This is a genomic window from Vibrio sp. V19_P1S1T109, assembly GCF_002241375.1.
GTDB lineage: Bacteria > Pseudomonadota > Gammaproteobacteria > Enterobacterales > Vibrionaceae > Vibrio > Vibrio anguillarum.
Genome location: NZ_NDIM01000029.1, coordinates 1 through 23,802, shown reverse-complemented (window position 1 = coordinate 23,802; position 23,802 = coordinate 1). Strand labels below are relative to the sequence as shown.

The window sequence follows — 23,802 nt, the reverse complement described above, 5'->3', positions numbered from 1 at the left end:
ATATCACCCCCATAGATTTGTTAGGGATTTATTTATGGAGCTTGTATGACTGTCTCAACAGATTTTAAAACTTTGCTAAATAACCTACAAATTAAAAATAGAGGGCAGATAGGAAAGCGATATCGAAGTATAACCCGTGCTCTAAACCTTAAGTTTCGCGGTAATGACTCCAAAACTTCTTATTCAAAACAAGTTGGTTCTTACGGTCGAAAAAGTGGAATTCATGGGATTTCTGATTTAGATATGCTTTATGAGCTTCACAGTGATGATTGGAAACGTTTTGAACACAATCCATCGTATCTTTTGCAAGCAGTTCGCGGCGCTATACGCGAGGTCTACAAAAAAACAGAAGTTAGAGGTGATGGGCAGGTCGTAGTCGTTACTTTCAAAGATAAGTCTAAATTTGAAATCTGCCCTGTTTTTCGTCAAGACGATGGACGGTATAAATATCCAGACTCTAATAAAGGTGGTTCTTGGCCAAAATGCAATACAGACGCAGAACTTTTGGCATTTCGGGAGCTTAACACTCTACGTAAAGGGCACCTTCGTCGCTTATCTAAGATGGTACGAGCTTGGAAAGAACGAAATGATGTTTCAATGAGTGGCTTTTTGATTGATACTCTTTGTTATAAGTTTTTTAAAAACAACTCTGATTTTGATGAGAAGAGTTATGCAAGTTATGATCAGTTGTCGCTAGATTTTTTTTCATTTTTGGAAAAGGAAGGAACGCCTGACTACTACAGAGCTTTCGGCAGCATGTCTGAAGTTCCAGTAAAAAAATCTTTCCATCGAGTAGCAAAAGCTGCGCGAGAAATGTGTGAAATTGCTATGCAGGCATCATCAGAAGCTGAAATGCGGAAAGAATGGAAAAAAGTGTATGGAAAACCATTCCCTAGCCACTCAGTAAATGAAAACCTTCCTGCGGCTAAAGGGGAACAATTTATTGAACATACCTATCCAGACTCTGAGCTTAAGTATGAAATTTCAATAGAATGCGATGTGAGAAAGGATACGATTACACATAAACTGTCTAGGCTACTTGGCTCAGACTCTCCTTTGAACAAAGGCTTTAATCTGAACTTTCATGTTGATTATCATGATATTCCTGATGCTTTTGAACTGAAGTGGAAGGTTAAGAATGAGGGAGAACAAGCTCTTAAACAAGGTTGTCTAAGAGGAGAAATCACTGATGATGATGGTAGTTTAAGTCGAACAGAATCAACCTCATTCGAGGGTGATCATTATGTTGAATGCTATGCGATTCAGAACAAGAAAGTTGTTGCCCGTGATCGCATTTTGGTTCCAATAGCCTGAGGGTAGAGGTAATCACATTTGAGGTTGGTATGTCACAAATAAATCAAGTTCTTTTAGATCAGATTCGAGAGTGTTATGGACGTGTAGTGTGGACTCATAAAATACATGAAAAGTGTAAAGATATCCTGGATGACAAAAATAACGCAATAAAGCTTGCTCAGATTATTCTTTCAGCGATTACTACAACAGGTATCTTTGCCGCAGTTTTTGGGAACAACACTATGGTTGGATATGCATCAGCAATCATCTCGTTGTTGTTAACCATTATTAATGCATATGTAAAGAAATATGATCTGGGCGGTCTTTCTCAGAAACACTTAGGTGCAGCGAGTTCTCTTTGGAACATACGTGAATCATACCTTTCCCTAATTACAGATATGCATTCAGGGGCGATTTCTGATGATGAGGTTCGTCAAATTAGAGACTCATTACAAGAGAAGCTAAATAAACTCTATAAAGGCTCACCTTCTACCAATGTTGGAGATGCCTATCAAAAAGCATCTAAAGCGCTTAAAAACAATGAAGAACTGACGTTTAGTGATGAGGAGATAGATATGTTTTTACCTAAGTCACTGCGAAAAATTAGCAAGTAGGTTTATAAATTGTATTCTGGTACCCACAAACGCTCGGTTCGAGCGTTTGATTTATAAACTTCTGGAAAAATAACTCTAATGTCTCATTGTTCCTTATCGGATGTTGAGTATCGGTCCTCTCCGACAGATTGGTTCGCATAATCAGCGACTTTAACTTCATAGTCCACGTAACAATCCAGTTGATGAGGCTCAACTTGATCTGAGGTTGGTAACTCGTAGCTAATAACTTCCCCTTGATTATTCTTACGGTCTTTTTTGTAGATAAAGAATTCCGCGTATCTATTGGGAGATACGCCTTCAAAGTTCTTTAACATGAGTTTGTTTTTGCTGGGGGTGTCTTCTTGGCAGATTGCGTCACTATGCAAGTCGAGAGCTAAGCTTTTTTCATACGGCTCAATGTATACGACACTTGTAATGCCAGCTGCTACAATATGTCTAGCACAGTTGTGACAAGGGAAGGTTGTACAATATAAGGTCTTTTCCATTGTACTAGAGCCACTATTACGAGCTAGAGATATAATTGCATCCATTTCAGCATGTATAGCTCTTGAATATTCGATGAGTGATTTTGCTTTGGAGTTATTGAAGATTTTGTCTGCTACTTTTTCAGGATCAGCGATGCCCTCATCAGCTAATATTTGTCTGATTTGATCTTTCAGCTGCAACTTGTGCTTATCGTTTTGACACCCCGCTTTGTTATAGCAACGCAGATCCTTTTCACTTTCAACATCATATAGCCCACCACCAAATTGAGGCACATCATTACATCCTGTTGCAATGATTTGGCCTTCGTTGTCCATTATTGCTGCCCCTACTTGTCGCGATAAGCAAGCTGAGGCCAATGATGCAGAGTGTGCCGAGTAAATCCCTTTCTCGTCTCTAGTGGGGGTATAGTTACCCACGCCATGAATAAGATTAATGAATCTTCTAATTGATTTACTAAGCTCTGCAGCATCATCAAGGTTTCTAATAAAGTAGTCTGACATCTGAATAGCTTTTTCCACATGTTGACCAAATTTATCATTACTGTTCCGATCTCTCTCAATCAGCTTCATAGCTTCTGCACTATCTGTAATGCCTTCGTCTTTAAGATTTTGCAGTCTTTGGTCCTTTGTTCTTAAAAGCCCGATCAGATAGAAGTTTTTTCTGTAGACTTCTTGGAATAAAGCTACTTCGTCATGGTGTTTTATCTGGTCAATAACATAGGCTACTTTTTTTGTGACCTTTACAACGTTTCCACTATCACAGCCATCGCCAAACATTGAATTGCGTATTAAATGGATTCTTCGAATTCCCATATCTGCAACAGTAGTATTTGAATGGTCCTTTCTAAGCTTATCTCCAAGATTTTGTAATGTATCGTAACGGGGAAATCCGACTAAATTAAGAATGGATTCTGGGTCAGATTGTGTAGCCGCAATCAGGTCACTTAACCTTATGTGCTCTACATGGTAATTAGCTGACTTGAGCTCTTTAATTACAGAGTCTTTGAGTCGTTTAACGCCAGCTCCAACAGCACCACAAAGACCTATTACAAGTTCTTGTGAGTGTCGTGAGCGTATTGCCTCTAGAGAGTTTTTATAGCTGCCGTTAGCCGCTAAAGGGGGGTGAGAAGGATGTATGCTTGTAACTGTTTGTGCTGGCATTGTATGTCCCTATGGAATGCGTATAGGAGCATATTATCCGGTATGAAAACCTTACCAATCAAGCTTACTTGCAGCTATCTTTAAGTTTTTCTTTGCATTTTCGAAAGCGATCATCTTTTTCTTCTGATGAATAGAAATTACTGTAGCGTTCTTTGAGGTCGACGCACGGTTGGTTGACTTATCAATGGTTCGGGTTTCAGGTACTGCTATATCAACAACGTTCATTGTATTTCACCTTGAAAAATTCGCGCAAATTATACACAAGCCATCCATGCTTTCAATTAAATTATTGCAATGTTCAGTTTGAAAGAACACCTGAAGGTAACATTTTAACGATAGTAAAAATATTAAAATTAACAACTTTATTTAAGTTGTGTGAGCGCTGTGCAAACTCATGTAACTTCCAATACTAAAAAACAGTAAGGAAAAACAACTGGTTAAGGTCTTTTTTTACTTATCATTACTCTTCAAACTGGATGTTGTGATTAGCAGTCGACATGCTGAGCACCTAGAGAGGATCAGAGGGCAGCACTATTTAATCGATACGACCTTGCTTCTTTTTAGCTTGGCAAGTTCCTCCCTGAGACCAGTATTCTCGTACTCCAAATGATCCACACGGGCTAATGCCTGAACAAGCTTGTCGTTTAGATGATGTTGTGAAGCTGCAAACAGGGCTAACTTCTCTCGCTCCGCCTCGTACTTAGTTTTGTAGTTGTCCTTAATGCGCTTTTGTTCTTTGAGCTTGGTGCGAATAGTCTGGATCTCTGGTTGGACTATTTCACCTTTTCCAGCCGCAATTTCAGTTTTGGTCTGTTTAACCTTTTCGACAAAATCAGGGTAGTAATAACCGCTGCCATTACCCAAGTTAGCCTCTTCCTCAACAGCCCGAACACTGAGCTTACGGTGAGTTGGTATACGCTTGGGTTTTCCATGAGCAATTCGGTCTAAAGCTGCCTCTAATGCTAGTAGTGTGTTTTCGCTCTTACTCATGCTTAAACCTCCGTGTGATATTAAGTTCAGCTTCAAAAGGGGTAAATTCCATTTTAAAGTCACGCATAACGTTTTCTGCTGCTCTAATTTGAGTAATGTAATGGCTTCTATCCGTGACCGTAATATCGTCTCCTGTTGCCATATAGGCGGATAAACTACGATGCCTCTTTTGCCACCACTTTGCTTGCTGCTCATCAATGATGCTGCTTCCAGACGAACAATCGACGCAAAACTGCGGTGCAACAACGCCATCCATATCACAATCATAGCCGCTCTTGCAGTAGCTGTGCAGTGAGCCATGAAGCGTCAACTTACCATCCTTTACGGCTTTATAGATAATATCCCATGAGCTATAAATGGTCGGCACATCCCCTCGCATTTTCATGATCGCTTTGCCATGAGAGCCTGATAGCGTTTCATCTGAGTGCCATTGTTTAAAGATTTTATTGGCAGTAGTTTCTGCGTTAATCTCATCAAGAGTTTGTTGGATTTGTGGATCGGCCTTTAAATTACGAAGGCTGGCTAATTGCCCCCCGTTCGTGTACCACTCTGTCATTGCCAGATACAGATGTTTGAATTGCTGCTTGAGTGCAACCATCGAACTTAATCGGTTTTTAACGCAGTAAAAGGCCAGCGTGCGTCTAAATTGGTGAGTAGACATAGGCCAAGGCTGACCGACCACAACCTGTTTTTCAACTTTGACCTGTGAGCGAGGGTTCGACTCCAAACACTCTTGGTAATCATCTTTAGTGATAACAAAATCAAACTGCTTACAAAACCGTTTTAGACGATCGTTCCAATCCGTAATTAATTTTGGAGCGTGAGAGCGGTATGTTTGATTTACCCAAAGTGAACTTGTGTATTTCTCATCGGGGTATTGCGCTTCATCTCGCCACCTTTTAGTGAGAATGGACATTAAATCAATCGCTGTTTTTGACACCGCTGCTGTTACCCAAGTTTCTCGTTTTTCACCCAATTTAAACGTATGAGATTGAAGAAGGTGATAGACTCGGCCATTAAGGGAATCTTGGTAACAACTGCTCGGTGTGAGCTTGTCGAGTTCGCTATCGCGCATGCCACTAAAACCGCCACACACAATGTAGCTTGCCGTGATTAGTTGCCCTAAGTATCGTTGAAAGTCAGTACCATTACTCAAGGGGGTATTGGGTTGCTTTCTTGCTAGTGGCTTAATCAGCTCACTTAGTTGTTTGGGTTGATTGAAATGAATTGCATTAGCAAGCTTGTGATTGTTAATGCTCCCATCTGAATTAATGAATGTGAAGACGCCGTTAGCCTTCATCTTGTCTTCTGTGACTTGCTTACCTTGCATGTAGTTGTCTTGGAGATTATGTTCAGTTTCAGCAATTAGCGCAGCATGAGGAAGCGCTTCTTCGATAAGAGCCATCGCTTTTCTATAGATGGCGCGACAAAGGCGCTCAGGAATAACCAATGTTTGTTGCCGCCCTATGTCATTAAAGCGTCTAACTTCTTTGTTTATTTCGATACGAGCAAGACCCAACGCAATCTTATGCCAAGAGGTGTAATCAATGACTTTGTGGATGGCTGAAAATACGTGCTCAAGCGTGCTGGAGCGAAACTCACGTTCGATAAGGTACTCATCGAACCTCTGACGCACATTGGGAGATGAAAGCGCAGAGAGAGTGTGCGCACCTTCTTGTACGAGAAATCGGTAGGCTATCATAGCTTTGCTAAGTCGAGAGAGAACGGTTGAAAATCTTACTGCCTTTCTTTGTTGGGGGGATAGATTAAACAGCCAACCGTAAGTGAACAACTTTAACTCTCGTTGTAATTCAGGATGGCCATCTAATTCCGAAAAATTAAGATTGTTCCCTTCTTTTTTACGTGAGAAAGCAAAGCAATTCCAATCGCTTTGGCCGAAGGTGGCGGTGACGTTTCCGTTCTTATCGCAACAAACCACCACGGCATCTAACTCATCGAACTGTTGCTCATGGTACAAGGTGACAATATCGTGAAATTGGACTTTATGCTCTACGGGAAAGTAAGCAAAATATAAATGGTCAGTATTGAATTTATCGTTGCTCATTTGGATATATCCCGTGCTGGAATGAGGTTAAGTACTGATTCAGCATCATCCCAATTCGGGTGTAAGCCATCATCGTCCAATTTTCCTTCTGCCGCTCTCAGTAGAGAGGGGTTGATGTTTGGCAGAATGTGCGCCTCAATAAAGACAATGATTTTTTCAAAATTCTTCTTATAGTGATGAGCGTCAAGGTGGAAGAATAAGCATTCTTCAATACGAGTTTTGAAGCTCAATAAGCACCAAATGTCTGAAATAGATTGAACAATGACCTGGTCCGGGCAACCAAAACAACCGAGTAAGTCAGCGCACGCCAATCTCTCTCCGTCTTTGAGCAATCCATGTTTAAGAGCTTTTTTTGTGAATTTTTCTGACTTTTCACCAAAGGGTTCAGAACAACTTCCTCCGTTTGGAGTGCGACTCAAGTTGGGGAGGTTGATTATGTTTTCTGCCTCGATCACTAACACATCAATGCCTAAGCTTTTTTGAGCTTCTTTCGTGCTTTCACCTTGTTTAATCTCTTGCTCTCGCAAGGACATTGCATCCTGCACCATTCCATTATTGGCGATTTGATTGCCCTTGCTATAACTTTTCTTTCTCGTGTTAGAGGTGTTGTTGAGCATGATGTCGTTCACTATCTCACCTTGATGATAAGCCGTTATTTGTGCGCCCGTTTCTCTAAATCGACTAATCATGGGGCGTAGGCGACGACCCGTTTGGTCAGTAAAGGTAAAGTGTTTTTCTACCCATGTTCGCAAGAAAGTTTGCAATGTCGCGTTCTTGAACTGGGTATTTTGTCTTGAGGCAACCATTTGCAATAATGTGGTGTTGGAATTAGTGGAAATAAGACGTGAGGCTTCAAGCAGCGTCTCAAAGAAGCTCATTGCGTATTTAGGAATATCTAACTCATGAGGGCCCACCTCAACTTGAATGGTTTTGAATGCTCGACGTTTAAAAGCTGGCATGGTATACCAAATCTCACCGACTGATGTAGAGGCGTTATCAGGTTGCTTTAGTTGGAATAAATCACTGGTATTGGCGTATGTGTAGTAAGCAAGCAGATACGTGCCAGCACACATCATTTTGTTGATGCCACCACATAGTTTGTACCGCTCTCCCTTCCAGTCAAACGTCATGGTTGGGTTGTTCTTAAAGGTATTTATGTGCTTTTCAGGGGCCTCAATAAACTGCTTTGCAGTTTGCTTAAAAAGACTGCGCAAAAAAGGCAGCAATTGATTTAAATCACTGCGAGTGTAAGCTTCAAAGGGTTCACTGTCGCTACTATCCGTGATGGTGATGTTGTCGAAGTACGTGCTTGGCAGGTCTAAGTAATCACTAAATAAACGTAGTATATGAAATCGTTTTTTTTTTGTAGGTAGAGCGCTTTATTTTTCCTAGTAATACCTTTTTATAAAGAGACTCAAAGTAAGCTTCAGTGGCATTTTGTGTGAACGCTTCTTCATCATGTTCATCGCACCAACGAAGATATAGAGAGCATTCAGAATAGACGGTGTACAGTGAATCATGGCTTTTACCTTCACCCATGAAATCATCAAAGCGGTACTTCATTTGAAGGATAAAGCCTTCCCTATTAGCTTCTTCAAAGTGACCTTCCTGCTGTAACGACGCGGTCGAGGGAAACCCCTTGGCCATGAAGCGATTAAAGTCAGCCAACTTATTGTCATTGGTGTCTAATTGAATGCAAAACTCTGGCTTCCAGCCGTGTAAATAAGTGATATTACTCATTCTTACCGCCTAACGCTTCATGCATAATGCCGTCTAAAATGCCGAACTTAACTTTGAAAGCCTCTTTACGTTTCAAGTAGCGTAAGTATTTCCAAGTGGTTGATTCGCTTCGGTGCCCCATCCATCCCATCAGTAACTCCATACATTCTAATGAAGATAGCCCCGCTTCAAGTAGGTCACTTAATCGGTAAGTGCCATAAGTTGAGCGCAAATCATGAAAGCGATGAGTAAACGTAGGGTGTGATTTTTTAATTTCGGTTCTAAGCTCTGTCCAGCGAGCTTCTATCGACTTAGCGGTTACGGGGTTGCCTTGCTCACTGACGAATAACGGTTCATGGCGCTCAGATAACTCCAATCGCTCAACAGTCTCTTGCTTTAACGTGTTGTCAGTCATTTTAGGCAGTGCTTCAAGTTTTTGGTCAAGCTTGTTTACTCGTTTGATTCTACGCTCAGAGGTACGGTATTCATGCAGTGCGGTTAATAGCTCTGATGAAATTTCCACACGCCTTTGCTTTAAGTATTTTGTCTGAACACCTGTCGATTGAGGTGACAAAGCTATTTCGTAACGATGCTCGCTTTCAGCCAGTGGTGTTGCGGTATCAAGGGCATTCAGGGAGATCGTTGCAATCTCTTGGATTCGCATCCCAGTATCAACAGAGAGCAACACTTGGAGGCGTAACTCTTCGGATGCTTTAGGAAGGTGCTGTGTCAGAATGCTCAGTGATTCTTGAGGAAGTGGTGATAAAGGTCGAATGTTCTTGCTGTTTGCATCCTTGGGTACTTTGATACGCAAATCACTCGTTTCAACAGTAAACGTAGACGAGATGTGTGCCAGTATGCCTGTGCTTTGAACATAGATAAACTCCATCTTAAATGGGGCTTCTTTTTCATTTTTTATTTTCAAGTATCCATCATGCATTAACCACTTGTAGTAGTTAACAATCTGATTCATTCGGATACTTGCGGTGCTGTGTGCTAATTCACCATTCTTGATTTGTTTTAATAGGTGAGAGCGAAAAAGATAAGTGGGTTTTAGTCTTTTGACTGGAGGACATTTATCCCATGTGAGTTCTTTGTCTTCAAGGAATTGGTAGTAAGCCAATAACGCTTGAGCGCAGGGAGAAAGATCTTTAGCTGCTTTGATGGCTTTCTGATAGAACAGATAGCTGTTCGCTTCGTGGTTGAACGAACCATCTTGATTGAACAGTGTAGGCAGTGAGCCGATATTTCCCTTAATAGGGGAGCATTGATAGGTGTTGTCACTGATTGATAGTTCTGTCTGTTTATAGACATTGCTTGATTGTATGAGGTACATAAATTCACCTAGAAAAACACTGACCATACATACAGCATAGTCAGTGATTGATTGTTTTCCAGATTTATTTATGTGTGTAAGATGCTTTCCCTACACTAACCCGTCATGGTAACGAACTCTTCACTACCCGTTGGGTGTATTGCCACAACTGAATCGAAATCGGCTTTGGTTGCGCCCATTTTCATGGCTACGCCAAAGCCTTGAATCATTTCATCAACTGCAAAACCGATGCCGTGTAGGCCAACAACGGTTTCTTCAGGGCCAGCGCATACTAGTTTCATTTTGCATGGTTGACGGTGAGAGGTGACGGCGGTGTACATGGCCGTGAAGCTAGATGTATACACTTTGACATTCTCTTCGCCATATTGCGCTTGGGCTTCTTGCGTGGTGAGGCCAATTGTGCCGATTGGCGGATGGCTAAAGACCACGGTCGGGACCAGTTTGTAATCCATCTTCGCATCGGTTTTGCCATTAAACAGGCGCTCTGAAAGTTGACGGCCTGCTTTGACGGCAACTGGTGTGAGCTCGATACCGCCTTCCATGATATCGCCGACACAGTAAATGCCCGCGACGTTGGTTTGCTGGTACTCATCAACCTTAATATAGCCTTGTGCATTGGTTGCCACACCCGTTGCTGCTAGGTTTATCGCATCGGTTGCTGGGTGGCGGCCGATTGCCCAAATGAGCGTATCAACGTTTTGGCTTTGGCCATTTTCAAGGTGTAGAGTCAGGCTGCCATCGGCTTCTTTGATCACTTCTTTTGGCACTGAATGAGTATGTAATGTTGGGCCTTCCGCCGCCATGACTTCAGTGAGTGTTTCGATGATCATGGGATCAAAGCTGCGCAGTGGTGATTCTTTGCGCACGTAAAGGTGCGTTTCAGTGCCGAGTGCGTTGAGTACGCCCGCGATTTCAACCGCAATATAACCTGCGCCCACAACCGCGACGCGTTTAGGCTGTTCGGTCAAGTCAAAGAAACCATTGGAATCAATGCCGTATTGCGCCCCTGGAATCGCCGGAATCGTTGGGCGTCCGCCAACGGCAATCAGGATATGGTCTGCTGTGTAGTGTTCACCGTTTACTTCTACGGTTTTTGCATCAACAAAGCGTGCAAAACCGCGGATCACTTCCACTTTATTATTGCCCAATACGCGGTCGTATGATTGATGAATACGGCCAATATACGCTTGGCGGCTCTCAATCAGTTTTGACCAATCTAATCCTTTGACATCGACATCGAAGCCGTAATCTTTGGCATAAAGGTGCATTGCTTCAGCAATTTGCGCGCCATGCCACATCACTTTTTTCGGAACACAACCGACGTTGACACAAGTGCCGCCAAGGTCTTTGGCTTCAATCAGTGCGACTTTCGCACCATACATTGCCGCGCGGTTCGCTGAAGCGATACCACCAGAGCCACCACCGATACAGATATAATCAAAATGCGTTGTCATTACTTTCTCCATTATTCTTTTTTCATCCTATTTGACCTTGGTTTTGTACGGTGTTGGCAACCATAGCAAGGCGAAAAAGGTTCTCTACTTCTTTGATAGATTGGGTCAGTTTATTCTGGTACAACCCATTCGACTTTAAAATGACCGGTTACCGGGGCAATCGCTTGCTGAAGAAACGGTAAAATTTCCTGCATTTGCCCTTCCAGTGTCCACGGTGGGTTAATCACTATCATGCCTGAAGCGGTCATGCCACGTTCATGGGTGTCTGGCGATACGCCCAATTCAATTTGTAAGATTTTGCGAATACCGAGGCTTGCCAGCCCTTCAAGCAAGTCATCAATAGTGTCGCGATTCACTACGGGATACCAAATGGCGTAGATACCCGTCGCCCAGCGCTTATAACTTTGGGCAATGGCTCTTACGACATCGCTGTACTCTTTGGCCAATTCGTAAGGGGGATCGATCAACACTAAGCCGCGACGCTCTTTCGGTGGCAGGCTACCGATTAAGCGTTGGAAACCATCTTCTTTGTAAATCGATACCTGACGATCTCGGTGGAACTCTTGCTCGAGCAAAGGGTAATCGCTCGGATGCAATTCAGTGAGCACCATACGATCCTGCGCGCGTAGATGAGCACGCGCTACGCGCGGTGAGCCGGGGTAGTAGCGTAACTCTTCGCTTTCATTGAGTGCTTTTACTGCCTCAAGGTAGCTTTGAATGGCGGGTGGCGTTACATTTTGTTGCCAAATACGAGCAATCCCTTGTTTATATTCACCGGTTTTTTCTGACCATTCATGGGTCAAGTCATAACGGCCCACGCCAGAGTGGGTGTCATGATAAACAAAAGGCTTCTCTTTTTGCTGTAATGCATTGAGGATAAGGCTTTGTACGATATGCTTTAATACATCCGCGTGGTTGCCCGCGTGAAAACTGTGGCGATAACTTAGCAAAATAGGCTCTCAAAACACCCCAAATGGAGTGTGTTTCATCAATCAAACGTATTGGCTGATTATACGCCACTATTGAAAATTGCTGAACCTACCTATATTTACTATTTCAGATAAACAAAATCGACGGTTGCCGTGAAACAATCAGTGACTGTTGCAGAGAAATGCATCAACGTGCAGGCGCGTCTTAACTTAAAAGGAATGTTTTATGTCTAATCCACTTCTCACTTTCACGGATTTACCGCCGTTTTCCGCCATTAAGCCAGAGCATGTGAAGCCTGCGGTTGAGAAAGCGATAGAAGATTGCCGCACCGAAATTGAAAAACGTCTTGCTGGCAATAGCACCCCAACATGGGAAAACTTGATTGCACCCATTGAAGAGGTGGATGATCGCTTAAGCCGCATTTGGTCGCCAGTGAGCCACCTTAATTCCGTGCTCAATAGCGAGGAACTGCGTGATGCGTACGAAAGCTGTTTGCCGCTGCTGTCTGAATACGGCACTTGGGTTGGGCAACATAAAGGCCTGTTTGAAGCCTATAAGAGCATGAAAGCCAGCGATACTTTTTCCTCGCTCTCTCAAGCGCAGCAAAAAACCATCAATGATGCACTGCGTGATTTTGAGCTATCGGGTATCGGCTTGCCATTGGCAGAGCAAAAACGGTACGGCGAGATCAGTAAACGTCAATCTGAGTTGGGTTCTAAGTTCTCTAACAATGTACTGGATGCCACGATGGGCTGGACCAAGCACATTACCGACGCCAATCAATTAGCGGGCATGCCAGAATCGGCGTTAGCAGCTGCACAAGCGGCGGCGCAAGCCAAAGAGCTCGATGGTTATTTATTAACGCTCGACATTCCTTCTTATCTGCCAGTGATGACTTATTGTGATAACCAAGCTCTGCGCAAAGAGCTTTATGAAGCGTATGTCACGCGTGCCTCGGATCGCGGGCCAAATGCGGGCAAGTGGGATAACAGCGAAATCATCGCTGAGAAGCTCAAACTACGTCATGAAATAGCCCGTATGCTCGGTTTTAATACCTACAGTGAAAAATCACTGGCGACTAAAATGGCGCAAACGCCCGATCAAGTGTTAGGGTTTTTAAATGATTTAGCCACCAAAGTGAAACCGCAAGGTGAGCGTGAAGTAGAAGAGTTGCGTCAATTTGCGCAGCAAGAGTTTGGCGTGACCACGCTAGAGTTGTGGGATATCGCTTACTACAGCGAAAAACAGAAACAGCACTTGTTTGATATTTCAGATGAAGAGCTGCGCCCTTATTTCCCAGAGTCGAAAGTGGTGAGCGGCCTATTTGAAGTGCTCAACCGCGTATTTGGCATGAGCGTCAAAGAGCGCTCTGGGGTTGATACTTGGCATCCATCGGTGCGTTTTTTCGATATTTTTGATGCGAAAGGATCACTGCGTGGCAGCTTCTATCTCGACCTGTATGCGCGCGAACATAAGCGTGGTGGCGCGTGGATGGATGATTGCCGTGGCCGTCGTATCACTCAAAATGGCGAGCTACAAACCCCAGTGGCTTATTTGACCTGTAACTTTAATCGCCCAATCGGTGATAAACCTGCGTTATTTACTCATGATGAAGTGGTCACTTTGTTCCATGAGTTTGGACACGGGATCCACCACATGTTGACTCAAGTTGAAGTGGGTGCGGTATCTGGCATCAACGGTGTACCGTGGGATGCGGTTGAACTGCCAAGTCAGTTCCTTGAAAATTGGTGCTGGGAAGAAGAGGCGTTAGCGTTTATTTCAGGTCATTACGAAACGGGTAAACCGCTACCGAAAGAAATGCTCGATAAAATGCTCTCGGCGAAAAACTTCCAGTCAGCGATGTTTATTTTGCGCCAACTTGAATTTGGTTTGTTCGATTTCACCTTGCACACCACTTACGATCCCGAAGTAGGCCCGCAAGTGTTGGAAACTCTCGCCCAAGTGAAAAAGAAAGTGGCCGTGTTACCAAGCCTTGAATGGAACCGTTTCTCACACAGCTTTAGCCACATCTTTGCTGGCGGTTACAGCGCAGGTTACTACAGCTACTTATGGGCAGAAGTGCTTTCGGCGGATGCGTTTTCTCGCTTTGAGGAAGAGGGAATTTTTAACCCACAGACTGGGCAAAGTTTCTTGAACAACATCCTTGAAATGGGTGGTAGTGAAGAGCCGATGGAGCTATTTAAACGCTTTAGAGGCCGCGAGCCGCAAATTGATGCGTTGCTGCGTCATGCGGGGATCGCCGCGTAGTCACGCGCTTAAAATGCGATGAAGCTCGAATTAGCCCACCTTTGCGGTGGGCTTTTCATTTTTGAATGCCCAGAAAAATGTGATAGAGACGAGCATCTTGCCGCGATTTGAGGTTATAATCTGGGCAATTATGTATAAATAACCAGTAGCTTAGCCATGATGGATCCTTCTCTCTTACTCGACGGTCTCAACGATAAACAGCGCGAAGCGGTTGCCGCGCCTTTAGAAAACTTGCTGGTGCTTGCCGGAGCGGGGAGTGGTAAAACCCGAGTATTGGTGCATCGCATTGCTTGGCTTATCTCGGTTGAAAACGCCTCGCCTTTTTCAGTCATGTCGGTGACTTTTACCAACAAAGCGGCGGCGGAAATGCGTGGCCGAATTGAAGAGTTGATGATGGGCAGTGCATCGGGCATGTGGAATGGTACCTTCCACGGTATTTGTCACCGTATTTTACGCGCTCACTATCTTGACGCTCGCCTGCCTGAGGATTTTCAGATCCTCGATTCTGAAGATCAACTGCGTTTGCTGCGTCGTTTAATCAAAGCACAAAACCTAGATGAGAAGCAGTGGCCTACGCGCCAGGTGTGCTGGTGGATTAACGGTAAAAAAGATGAAGGTCTTCGTCCGAAGCACATCGATGCGTACCGCGATCCCGTGACTCAAACCTATTTGCAGCTTTATTCCGCGTACCAAGAGGCGTGCGATCGCGCAGGTTTGGTTGATTTTGCCGAAATTTTGCTGCGTTGCCACGAGATGTTGCGTGATAAGCAGCACATTCGTGAACATTATCAAGCGCGCTTTAAACACATCTTGGTCGACGAATTTCAAGACACCAATAACATCCAATACGCGTGGCTGCGCATGATGGCTGGGCGCGATTGCCACGTGATGATCGTCGGTGATGATGATCAGTCCATTTATGGCTGGCGTGGTGCCAAAATTGAAAATCTCGAAAAATTCACGCAGGAATTTCCGAGCGTTAATACCATTCGTTTAGAGCAAAACTACCGTTCAACCAAAACCATTTTGCAAGCCTCGAACGCACTGATCGCGAACAACACCGAACGAATGGGTAAAGAGCTCTGGACAGATGGCAGCGAAGGCGAGCCAATTTCCATCTATTCGGCCTACAACGATCTTGATGAGGCGCGTTTTACCGTCAATAAAATCAAAGAGTGGCGAGATAAAGGTGGTGCATTAGAGGATTGTGCGATGCTTTATCGCAACAACGCCCAATCTCGTGTTTTGGAAGAAGCCTTGATTCAAGCAGGCTTGCCCTATCGCATCTACGGCGGCATGCGCTTCTTCGAGCGCCAAGAGATCAAAGATGCGTTAAGTTACTTGCGTTTGATGTCTAACCGCAATGATGATTCGGCCTTTGAGCGAGTCGTAAATACGCCACCGCGTGGCTTGGGTGATAAAACGCTGGAAACCATTCGTTTTGCGGCGCGAGATCGCGGCTGTACCTTGTGGCAAGCGAGCCTTGTGCTGTTGGAAGAAAAAGTGCTCACAGGACGTGCGGCAAGCGCATTAAGCCGGTTTATTGAACTGGTCAATGCCCTTGAAGATGATAGCGCTGAGATGCCGCTACACAGTCAAACTGACCATGTAATCAAAACCTCTGGCTTGTTTGAGATGTATCAGCTTGAAAAGGGTGAAAAGTCCAAAGCCAGAATTGAAAACTTGGAAGAACTAGTCACCGCAACACGCCAATTTGAAAAACCAGAAGAAGCGGATGAGATGAGCATGTTGACGGCCTTTTTAACCCACGCAGCGCTGGAAGCGGGCGAAGGGCAGGCTGACGAATTTGATGATGCCGTACAGTTAATGACACTGCACAGCGCGAAAGGGTTAGAGTTCCCGTTGGTGTTTATGGTTGGCGTTGAAGAGGGCATGTTCCCTAGCCAAATGTCGGCCGAAGAAGCGGGGCGATTGGAAGAGGAGCGCCGTTTGTGTTACGTCGGAATGACGCGCGCCATGCAAAAGCTCTACATTACTTACGCTGAAATTCGCCGTTTATACGGTCAGGATAAATACCATAAGCCGTCACGCTTTATCCGTGAGCTGCCAGAAAACTGCCTTGATGAAGTGCGCATGAAAGCGCAAGTGAGCCGACCAAGCAGTGCTGGGCGTTTTAGTCAAACAGCGGTCAAAGAGAACTTTAACGAGACGGGCTTTAGTTTGGGCGCACGCGTGAAACACCCTATTTTTGGTGAAGGCACCATCATTAATTTCGAAAGTAGTGGCCCGCAAAGTCGAGTGCAAGTCGCTTTTAACGGTGAAGGCATTAAATGGCTAGTGACTGCTTATGCCAAGCTAGAGAAACTATGATCTTCCTTGTATAAAGAAAGGGTACTTTTCTTTGCTGAGATGGTTGGATTGTTCTCCTCCCTCTTTGAGGGGGAGGCAGGGAGGGGTGTTTATGGCGTTGTTTAAACCAAATACCTAACCTAGCCGTTCAAGATATGAAAGCTGGATAACTCATATGCTTATCCAATCCAAAAGAAAAACCCCGAGGGCTTGCGCCCTGCGGGGTTATAGTCTTACTTGCAGCAATCCAGCTACGAAAGTGCTCCATGCATCAAATCCATGATAGTGGCTGAATTCCGTCAGCTTAATCCGTTCTTCGCCTTCCTAGCGGTGTCCTTGGCGACTTCCTAGTCTGCTAACCATCCACGTTAGCGCGCTTCACTTGTTCCTTGAGCGGTGTCCTTTACATCATCCTGATGTTCAGTCCTTGCCTCGTCCAGAGGTGTCCATTGTCTTTCCTTAGTAGTAACCATCCTAGCTACTATTGCGTCCATTCAATGTCCAATTTGCTTTCCGTGCCGACCATTCATCCTGAGCAGTCGTCTCTTCATCCTGAAGATGACCAATCCGTGGTGCTTTCCTGTTCCGTGTCAGAATCCTTCCGACAAGGTTCATATTACCCATCTCTAATTTATCGGCAATGCTAGAGAAACGCTTTTTTCGCAAAGGGTTTCTCTAGCTGGTTGTTATTTTATTTAAAATCAACTATTTAGGTTTTTTGGTGTTGATTTTCCTACTCAAAAAGCGATATTTGCTCACTCGTTTGTAAGAGATCTCGCACAAAAATGGGCGCGAATCGCTGCATCAATGGCTAAGGCTAAGCAGCGCTTGCAATAAAATAAGTCCACCGATGAGCGTAAAAATGATGCCACATACCGCATCAATATACACAGTGAGTGATTGCAAACGTTTTTGTAGGCGGGCGGTGGAGAGCATCCACGCCAAGGTTGAGAACCACATAAAAGAGAGCCCCCAAAGAATCAGCAAGGCGATACCTTTACCTGAAAAGGACATTCCCACAGGCACTAAACTCGACATTAAGCTGATAAAAAAGACCAAAGCTTTTGGATTAAAAATATTGGTGATAAAACCGCGGGAAAAGGCTTGGCGTTGATTTTCGATCAGCTTGTAGCGCTCATTGTTGACTCCGACAGCTTGTGGCGATCGCCAGGTGGTGTAGATGGATTTGAGTGCGCCCAAGCCTAAATAGAATAAATACCCCCCGCCGGCCAGTTGCACCATCGCAAACAGTGCGGGTTGTTGATGCACCAAATAGCTTATCCCTGTGAGGCTAAGCAATGAGTGAATGACAATGCCACATGATAACCCTAGCGCAATAAAAACTCCGGTTCTGCGACCGTAACGGGTGGAATTTTGTACCACCAGTGCCACATCTGGGCCGGGGCTTAATAATGCCATAAAATGTACGCCAGCCAATGTGGCCAATATGGAAAGTTCGTTCATGTATTCTCCTCATGTTTTACGGTGAGTATGCGTGGAGAAAACGTGCTTGCCTTGTAAATTTCTGACAGTTTAGTTAGTAAAGTGTGCGATTGATGGCGGAGGGTGGCAGGCCAAAGGTTGCTTTGAACGCCTTACTGAAATGGGCTTGATCATAAAAACCGACTTGATAGGCGACTTCAGTGCTAGAGGTGCCGGTTTTCAACAATTTCATCGCTTGCTCTAAACGTAAACGCAATAACCACGCATAAGGTGTGATGCCCGTTTGCGCCTTGAAATGGCGCTGAAACTGAGTGGGTGAAAGCTGGCAAAGCTGAGCGAGTTGTTCAAGGCGGATTGGTTGGTCGAGTTGACTGAGTACCCACTCTTTCAGCGTGGCGAGGTTGCGCTGGCCAAGCGGTTTAACCTCCGGCAGTTTCAAGTGGCTATAGCGTTCAAGTAAAGGTGTGAACCCTTGGTAGGGTAAGCAATCTTTAGCGAGTTGACTGAGCTTATCCTGCTTCATGGTGTGATGAAGTTGCAGCAGTGAGCAAAAAAGTGGCGCGTCATCGACTATTAACTGCTCAAAACCCAGCACTTGTTCAATCTGCTTGGCTTCTAAGGTTTGCTGTAGCCAAGTAGGTTCAATAGCAAACACTTGCACTTGGTAGCCAGAGCCATTGTGCGCTTGCCCATCGTGCAGTTCATCTGGCGACATCAGAACTACGCCGCCCCGTTGTACCTGATGCCAAGCGCCTTGGTGGTAGAAGCGCTGCGTTCCTTGAGTGATAAGGCCAATATGAATATCAAGATGGTAGTGGCGATCAAACGCAAACTGACGATAGTCTGCATCAATCAGACCGATCGCAGGATAGGCCGTTTGGCTGTAGCTCACTTTATCCATAGAGACCAAAATTTAGGGTTGAATAATGCAAGCTTAGCCAGCCATGTCGCCACTGTCTTGTAAAAAATGATCACAGAGCCCTCGATCGCTTTGACGAACGAGGGGAATAAACAATCCTAATTAAACGGATGCCCTCTGAGCGCGTCGCGCGGTTCGGCCTGTTTTTAAACCATCAAAACTGAACAGCAACAATGCAGCCCAAATAAAGGCAAAAGTAATGGCTTTATCACTAGAGAAGGCTTCACCGTAAACCAAGACCGCGAGCAAAAACATCAAGCTTGGGCCGATGTATTGGAAGAAACCCAGCGTTGAAAGTTTTAAACGCGTTGCTGCTCCTGTGAAACAAAGCAAAGGCAAGGTCGTGATGATGCCAGCTGCGATCAGCAGTAGGTTGAGGTTAAGCGGATTGAGCGCCATATCTGAAGTTGGCGAGCTGGCGATAAACAACAGATAAATCAACGCCGCGGGTAACATTACCAAGGTTTCGATAAACAAACCTGTTTGGGCATCAACCGCCACTTTTTTACGCAGTAAGCCATACAAGCCAAAAGTGGTCGCCAAAGCGATGGCGACCACAGGAATCGAACCAAACACAATTAACTGAATGGCCACACCAATGGTGGCTAGCGCTACCGCGACCCACTGCAGTTTGCGTAATCGCTCACCAAGAAAAAGCATGCCGAGCACCACATTGAGCAGTGGGTTAATGTAATAGCCTAAACTGGCATCTAACATATGATTAGCATTGATCGCCCAGATGAAAATTAACCAGTTCACCGCAACCAGACAAGCAGTGGTCATTAGATAGATCATCTTTGATTTATGAGTAATCACACTGCGTACACTACGCCAGTTGCGGCCAAAATGAAGCAATGCTGCTAACAAGAAAAACGACCACACTACGCGATGAGTGAGGATCTCAAGTGCAGGAACATTGTTGATTGCTTTAAAATAGATCGGTGCGATGCCCCACATAGTGTAAGCACCAATAGCGAGTAAAACGCCTTGTCTGGAGCGTTGTTGTTCTTCTGCGGTCATGATGAATTCTCAAAGGAGTGAAGTGCTGAGCCAGCGAAACGATTCGACAGTATATACTGTTCCTCAAGTAAGTTGCAGCTTTGTTAATCAACCGCCTAGTCGGGAGTTTGAGTGGCGAATAATGGCCGAGAATCAAGTGATTCGCTTTACCGCTACATTTTGCGGTTTTATTCACCATCGAACCCCACTACAATAAGACGCTTTGCGGTATAGCGGTTGCTCTACCCCTTTTGTTCATCCTTGGAAATTTCATGACCGCAACGTTAATGGCTCAACAAACCGATCCTCAACCTGAGACACCGCACAGTATTTTACAGACTGTGTTCGGTTATCAGTCGTTTCGTGTCGGTCAGCAAGAGGTGATTGACGCTTCGTTAGCGGGGCAAGATAGCTTAGTTATCATGCCAACGGGTGGAGGAAAATCGCTCTGTTATCAGATCCCTGCGTTAGTCAAAGAGGGCATCACTTTAGTCATCTCGCCGCTCATTTCATTGATGAAAGACCAAGTGGATCAGCTCAAAGCCAACGGTGTCGCGGCTGAGTGTATTAATTCAAGTATGTCACGTGAGATGCTGATGTCGGTGTATAACCGGATGAATGCGGGGCAACTGAAGCTGATTTACGCGTCGCCTGAGCGCGTTTTGATGCCCGATTTCATCGAACGCTTGCAGCAGTTGCCATTGGCGATGATTGCCGTGGATGAAGCACACTGTATTTCTCAATGGGGGCACGATTTTCGCCCTGAGTATGCGGCGTTAGGCCAACTTAAACAGCATTTTTCACACGTGCCTTTTATGGCACTGACGGCAACGGCCGATGACGCCACGCGCGTGGATATTTTGCACCGTTTGCAGTTGCAAGAACCGCACGTCTATCTGGGCAGCTTTGATCGTCCTAATATCCGCTATACCTTGGTCGAAAAGCACAAACCGGTTTCACAGGTGATCCGCTATCTTGATACGCAAAGAGGACATTGCGGCATCATTTACTGTGGCAGTCGCAAAAAAGTAGAAATGCTGACAGAGAAACTGTGCAACAACCATTTACGAGCGGCCAGTTACCATGCGGGTATGGACGCCGATGAGCGCGCTTATGTGCAAGAAGCATTTCAGCGTGATGACATTCAGATAGTGGTTGCTACCGTCGCATTTGGAATGGGGATTAATAAACCCAACGTGCGTTTTGTGGTGCATTTTGATATTCCGCGCAACATCGAATCTTACTATCAAGAGACCGGGCGCGCAGGGCGAGACGGTTTGCCAGCTGAAGCGATGATGCTCTATGATCCGGCCGACATCAGTTGGCTGCGTCGAATGTTAGATGAGAAGCCGGAAGGGCCACAAAAGCAGGTGGAAAGCCATAAGTTGGGCGCGATGAGCGCTTTTGCTGAAGCACAAACTTGCCGCCGCCAAGTGTTGCTCAATTATTTTGGTGAATATCGAGACAAACCTTGCGGCAACTGCGATATCTGCCTTGATCCCCCCAAGCATTTCGATGCCACGCAAGAGGCGCAAAAAGCATTATCGTGCGTTTATCGCGTCAACCAAAGTTTCGGTATTGGTTATGTGGTGGAAGTGATGCGCGGTATGCAAAATATCCGTATTCGTGAAAATGGCCACGACAAGCTCACGACTTACGGCATTGGTCGCGATCATAGCCATGATTATTGGGTGAGTATTTTCCGTCAGTTGATCCATAAAGGGTTGTTGCAGCAAAACATTACTCGCAATTCGACCTTGCAGTTGACGGAAGAGGCGCGGCCGCTGTTGCGTGGAGAAATGCCATTAGAGTTAGCTATTCCACGCTTAGACACAGCCGCTCGTGCGGCGAAATCAGATAAGTTATCCAACAAAAACTACGACAAACCACTGTTTGCCAAATTGCGTAAATTGCGTAAATCGATTGCTGATGAAGATGGCCTGCCGCCTTACGTGGTCTTTAGCGATGCGACCTTAATTGATATGGCGGAAATATTGCCCACTTCGTACGGAGAAATGTTGGCCGTTAACGGCGTTGGGCAACGCAAGCTTGAAAAGTACGCCGACCCATTTTTAGACCTGATTCAGGAGCACTTAACCCACCATGGCTGAGTTCGGTTTAGCACACAATTTACAAGATGAAGGGCGACTCGTCTTGAGTACACCGCGTTTTGATGTCGATACTTTTCCTGCACTAGGCGAGCGTTTGGTCAAGCAGCTTTCGGCTACAGTGATAGAAAAACAGTGGGATACGGACATTCACTCATGGTTGATTGATTTTGAAGGTTGCTTACTTTTTCTCAAAGCCGAGCATTACAGCGAGTCGGTTTGGCTTGAAGCACTTGCCATCAAAGAGAGCCAAGAAGAGCTGGCGTTTCTCGCGCAATTATTAGCGCGAGGTTTCTAAGCGTGTAGATCAACTCTGCATATCCGCCTTTTGGTCCTTCATTATTAAGCCGCCATTGCTTATGATTAGGCAAACATCAAGGAGGCTGGCGTGAAATTTGAGTCGATTCATCAAGAAGTTATCTCCGTTGAGCGTTTTACATGGCGCTGCTTACGCTATGCGGCGATCGCTGCGTTACTGCTGTTGACTGGCCTCATTCCCGGAGTGGTGGGTTTTGTCTACCTAGCTGATCTCCCAGCGGCGCAAGCGTGGTTGAATGCGCTTTCGATGGTCAGTGGCCTCGAGCTTCCCTACCCGATAATCAATCTGCATCTTGCGCCGAGCTTGCATCTCTTTTTAGCCTTTTACAGCTTATTTATCGAAACGGTCTTTTTCGTTTCATTGGCTACCCTATTTGCACCGATCATTCATCGCGTTTTTCATCGCATGCACTGCATTGAAGAGAGCGATTAGTTCCGTTAAAAGATTTGACGAATATCAGATGAAATGTCTTGGATCAATTGACGCGCCGACTCGTCTCTTTGCTGTACAAGAGTAATAAACAACAGGTCGGTTAGAACGTTCTGCGCGGTGCGAGAGGCGATGGATGAGCTGCGATGTTCACTTTCATCGGCAATCGTATCAAAAGAGAGATCGGCTAATTCACGTAATCGATTTTTCTTCGGAGAGGTGAGCGCGATAACGCTTGCTCCTTGCTGCTTGGCCGCTTCGGCGGCAATCAAAATCTCTTTTCTCTCTCCTGAAAATGAAATCACAATTTGAACATCTTGCGCACCCAGCGTGCGTGCGGTGGCGATTTGTACGTGGCTATCTTGTTCTGTGAGCGCGGTGATGCCTAATTTCAGGAGCTTAAAAGCCAAATCTTTTGCGGTGAGCGCAGAGCCGCCGATACCGATAATTTGCACGCGGTTGGCGAGGTTTATCCACTGTACCGCTTGGTTGAAATGGGGAAATGAAAGCGCGTTGGTGGTGTGAAACATCGCCTCTGTTTTCGCTTGCACCAATTTTTGTGCGATCACCGCCAGTGGGTCGTCAGCCAGAATATTGCTGTGCAGTGGCGTGGTCTGAAACGCCAATTTACGGCCAAGCTCTTCGGCCAGCGCTAACTTAAACTCACTGTAGCCCCTAAAGCCAATTTTCTGGGTAAATTTGACAATGCTCGATTGGCTGACTTTTGCGTGTTCGGCCAGTACTTGGCTGGTGGCGAGCGCGGCTTTTTCTGGATGAGCGATGATCCAATCGGCGATTTGTAATTCACTGCGAGAGAGTTGAGTGCGGCGGCTGACGATTTTATGCATCACAGACATGCGCGATCCTTGTATTATTTAGAATAAATTATTCCAAATTTAAAATAACGAAAATTAGTGTAGTTGCTTGTATTAACTAGCCTTTTGTTCAGGGGCTTAAAAG

At 45.2% G+C, this 23,802-nt stretch carries 18 protein-coding genes and 1 pseudogene; 7 read left to right on the top strand and 12 right to left on the bottom strand.

Annotated features, from left to right (window positions below):
• Positions 1-45: 45 nt before the first annotated feature.
• Positions 46-1,314 carry an SMODS domain-containing nucleotidyltransferase gene (locus B9J87_RS01800; RefSeq protein ID WP_094149259.1) on the top strand — a complete coding sequence of 423 codons (1,269 nt, stop codon included), beginning with the start codon at positions 46-48 and terminating at the stop codon, positions 1,312-1,314.
• A gap of 29 nt (positions 1,315-1,343) precedes the next feature.
• Positions 1,344-1,907 carry an SLATT domain-containing protein gene (locus B9J87_RS01795; RefSeq protein ID WP_094149258.1) on the top strand — a complete coding sequence of 188 codons (564 nt, stop codon included), beginning with the start codon at positions 1,344-1,346 and terminating at the stop codon, positions 1,905-1,907.
• A gap of 83 nt (positions 1,908-1,990) precedes the next feature.
• On the opposite strand, the gene B9J87_RS01790 is transcribed toward B9J87_RS01795, so the two are convergent.
• The 8 genes and pseudogenes from B9J87_RS01790 to B9J87_RS01760 all read right to left on the bottom strand — a co-directional run bounded on the left by B9J87_RS01790 (position 1,991) and on the right by B9J87_RS01760 (position 12,067).
• Entirely contained in the window at positions 1,991-3,553 is a 1,563-nt protein-coding gene (locus tag B9J87_RS01790) for an anti-phage dCTP deaminase (protein ID WP_094149257.1), read from the bottom strand.
• Between the two features lie 51 nt (positions 3,554-3,604).
• Entirely contained in the window at positions 3,605-3,778 is a 174-nt protein-coding gene (locus B9J87_RS17685) for a hypothetical protein (protein WP_176429460.1), read from the bottom strand.
• A 306-nt stretch (positions 3,779-4,084) separates the two neighbouring features.
• Positions 4,085-4,543 carry a hypothetical protein gene (locus B9J87_RS01785; RefSeq protein ID WP_094149256.1) on the bottom strand — a complete coding sequence of 153 codons (459 nt, stop codon included), beginning with the start codon at positions 4,541-4,543 and terminating at the stop codon, positions 4,085-4,087.
• The gene (locus tag B9J87_RS01780) at positions 4,536-6,608 is read right to left on the bottom strand and encodes a hypothetical protein (protein ID WP_094149255.1); all 2,073 of its coding nucleotides are present in this window, start codon (positions 6,606-6,608) and stop codon (positions 4,536-4,538) included. The genes B9J87_RS01785 and B9J87_RS01780 overlap by 8 nt, the downstream gene beginning before the upstream one ends.
• Positions 6,605-8,348: pseudogene (locus B9J87_RS01775) on the bottom strand (hypothetical protein). The gene B9J87_RS01780 and the pseudogene B9J87_RS01775 overlap by 4 nt, the downstream one beginning before the upstream one ends.
• Positions 8,341-9,663, bottom strand: coding sequence for a tyrosine-type recombinase/integrase (locus B9J87_RS01770; RefSeq protein WP_094149254.1), 1,323 nt, complete (start codon positions 9,661-9,663; stop codon positions 8,341-8,343). The pseudogene B9J87_RS01775 and the gene B9J87_RS01770 overlap by 8 nt, the downstream one beginning before the upstream one ends.
• A 95-nt stretch (positions 9,664-9,758) precedes the next feature.
• Positions 9,759-11,117 carry a glutathione-disulfide reductase gene (gorA, locus tag B9J87_RS01765; protein ID WP_176429459.1) on the bottom strand — a complete coding sequence of 453 codons (1,359 nt, stop codon included), beginning with the start codon at positions 11,115-11,117 and terminating at the stop codon, positions 9,759-9,761.
• Positions 11,118-11,227: 110 nt separating this feature from the next.
• Complete coding sequence (locus B9J87_RS01760) at positions 11,228-12,067, bottom strand: 23S rRNA (adenine(2030)-N(6))-methyltransferase RlmJ (protein WP_013855685.1); 840 nt, start codon at positions 12,065-12,067, stop codon at positions 11,228-11,230.
• 205 nt (positions 12,068-12,272) lie between these two features.
• On the opposite strand from B9J87_RS01760, the gene prlC reads away from it, so the two are divergent.
• A complete protein-coding gene (gene prlC / locus B9J87_RS01755) occupies positions 12,273-14,315 on the top strand; it encodes an oligopeptidase A (protein ID WP_094149252.1) in 2,043 nt (680 codons plus the stop codon).
• Positions 14,316-14,471: 156 nt separating this feature from the next.
• Positions 14,472-16,646 carry a DNA helicase II gene (gene uvrD, locus B9J87_RS01750; RefSeq protein WP_094149251.1) on the top strand — a complete coding sequence of 725 codons (2,175 nt, stop codon included), beginning with the start codon at positions 14,472-14,474 and terminating at the stop codon, positions 16,644-16,646.
• Between the two features lie 783 nt (positions 16,647-17,429).
• Here uvrD and B9J87_RS01745 read toward each other — a convergent pair.
• The 3 genes from B9J87_RS01745 to rarD form a co-directional block, all read right to left on the bottom strand.
• Positions 17,430-18,089: a LysE family translocator gene (locus B9J87_RS01745; protein ID WP_017050604.1), complete on the bottom strand. Its 660-nt coding sequence runs from the start codon at positions 18,087-18,089 to the stop codon at positions 17,430-17,432.
• Positions 18,090-18,162: 73 nt separating this feature from the next.
• Entirely contained in the window at positions 18,163-18,969 is an 807-nt protein-coding gene (locus B9J87_RS01740; protein WP_026028188.1) for an AraC family transcriptional regulator, read from the bottom strand.
• Between the two features lie 120 nt (positions 18,970-19,089).
• On the bottom strand, positions 19,090-20,007 hold the full coding sequence (rarD, locus tag B9J87_RS01735) for an EamA family transporter RarD (RefSeq protein ID WP_094125855.1): 918 nt from the start codon (positions 20,005-20,007) through the stop codon (positions 19,090-19,092).
• 251 nt (positions 20,008-20,258) lie between these two features.
• Between rarD and recQ the strand changes: the two genes are divergently transcribed.
• The 3 genes from recQ to B9J87_RS01720 all read left to right on the top strand — a co-directional run bounded on the left by recQ (position 20,259) and on the right by B9J87_RS01720 (position 22,845).
• Positions 20,259-22,097 (top strand): ATP-dependent DNA helicase RecQ, encoded by a 1,839-nt coding sequence (gene recQ, locus B9J87_RS01730; RefSeq protein WP_064626057.1) that lies wholly within the window; start codon positions 20,259-20,261, stop codon positions 22,095-22,097.
• Positions 22,090-22,392: a DUF3630 family protein gene (locus B9J87_RS01725; protein ID WP_094125854.1), complete on the top strand. Its 303-nt coding sequence runs from the start codon at positions 22,090-22,092 to the stop codon at positions 22,390-22,392. Before recQ ends, B9J87_RS01725 begins: the two co-directional genes overlap by 8 nt.
• A gap of 90 nt (positions 22,393-22,482) precedes the next feature.
• Positions 22,483-22,845 (top strand): hypothetical protein, encoded by a 363-nt coding sequence (locus B9J87_RS01720; RefSeq protein ID WP_017043038.1) that lies wholly within the window; start codon positions 22,483-22,485, stop codon positions 22,843-22,845.
• A 5-nt stretch (positions 22,846-22,850) separates the two neighbouring features.
• Here B9J87_RS01720 and B9J87_RS01715 read toward each other — a convergent pair whose 3' ends face one another.
• Complete coding sequence (locus B9J87_RS01715) at positions 22,851-23,699, bottom strand: MurR/RpiR family transcriptional regulator (protein ID WP_088721415.1); 849 nt, start codon at positions 23,697-23,699, stop codon at positions 22,851-22,853.
• Positions 23,700-23,802: the final 103 nt, after the last annotated feature.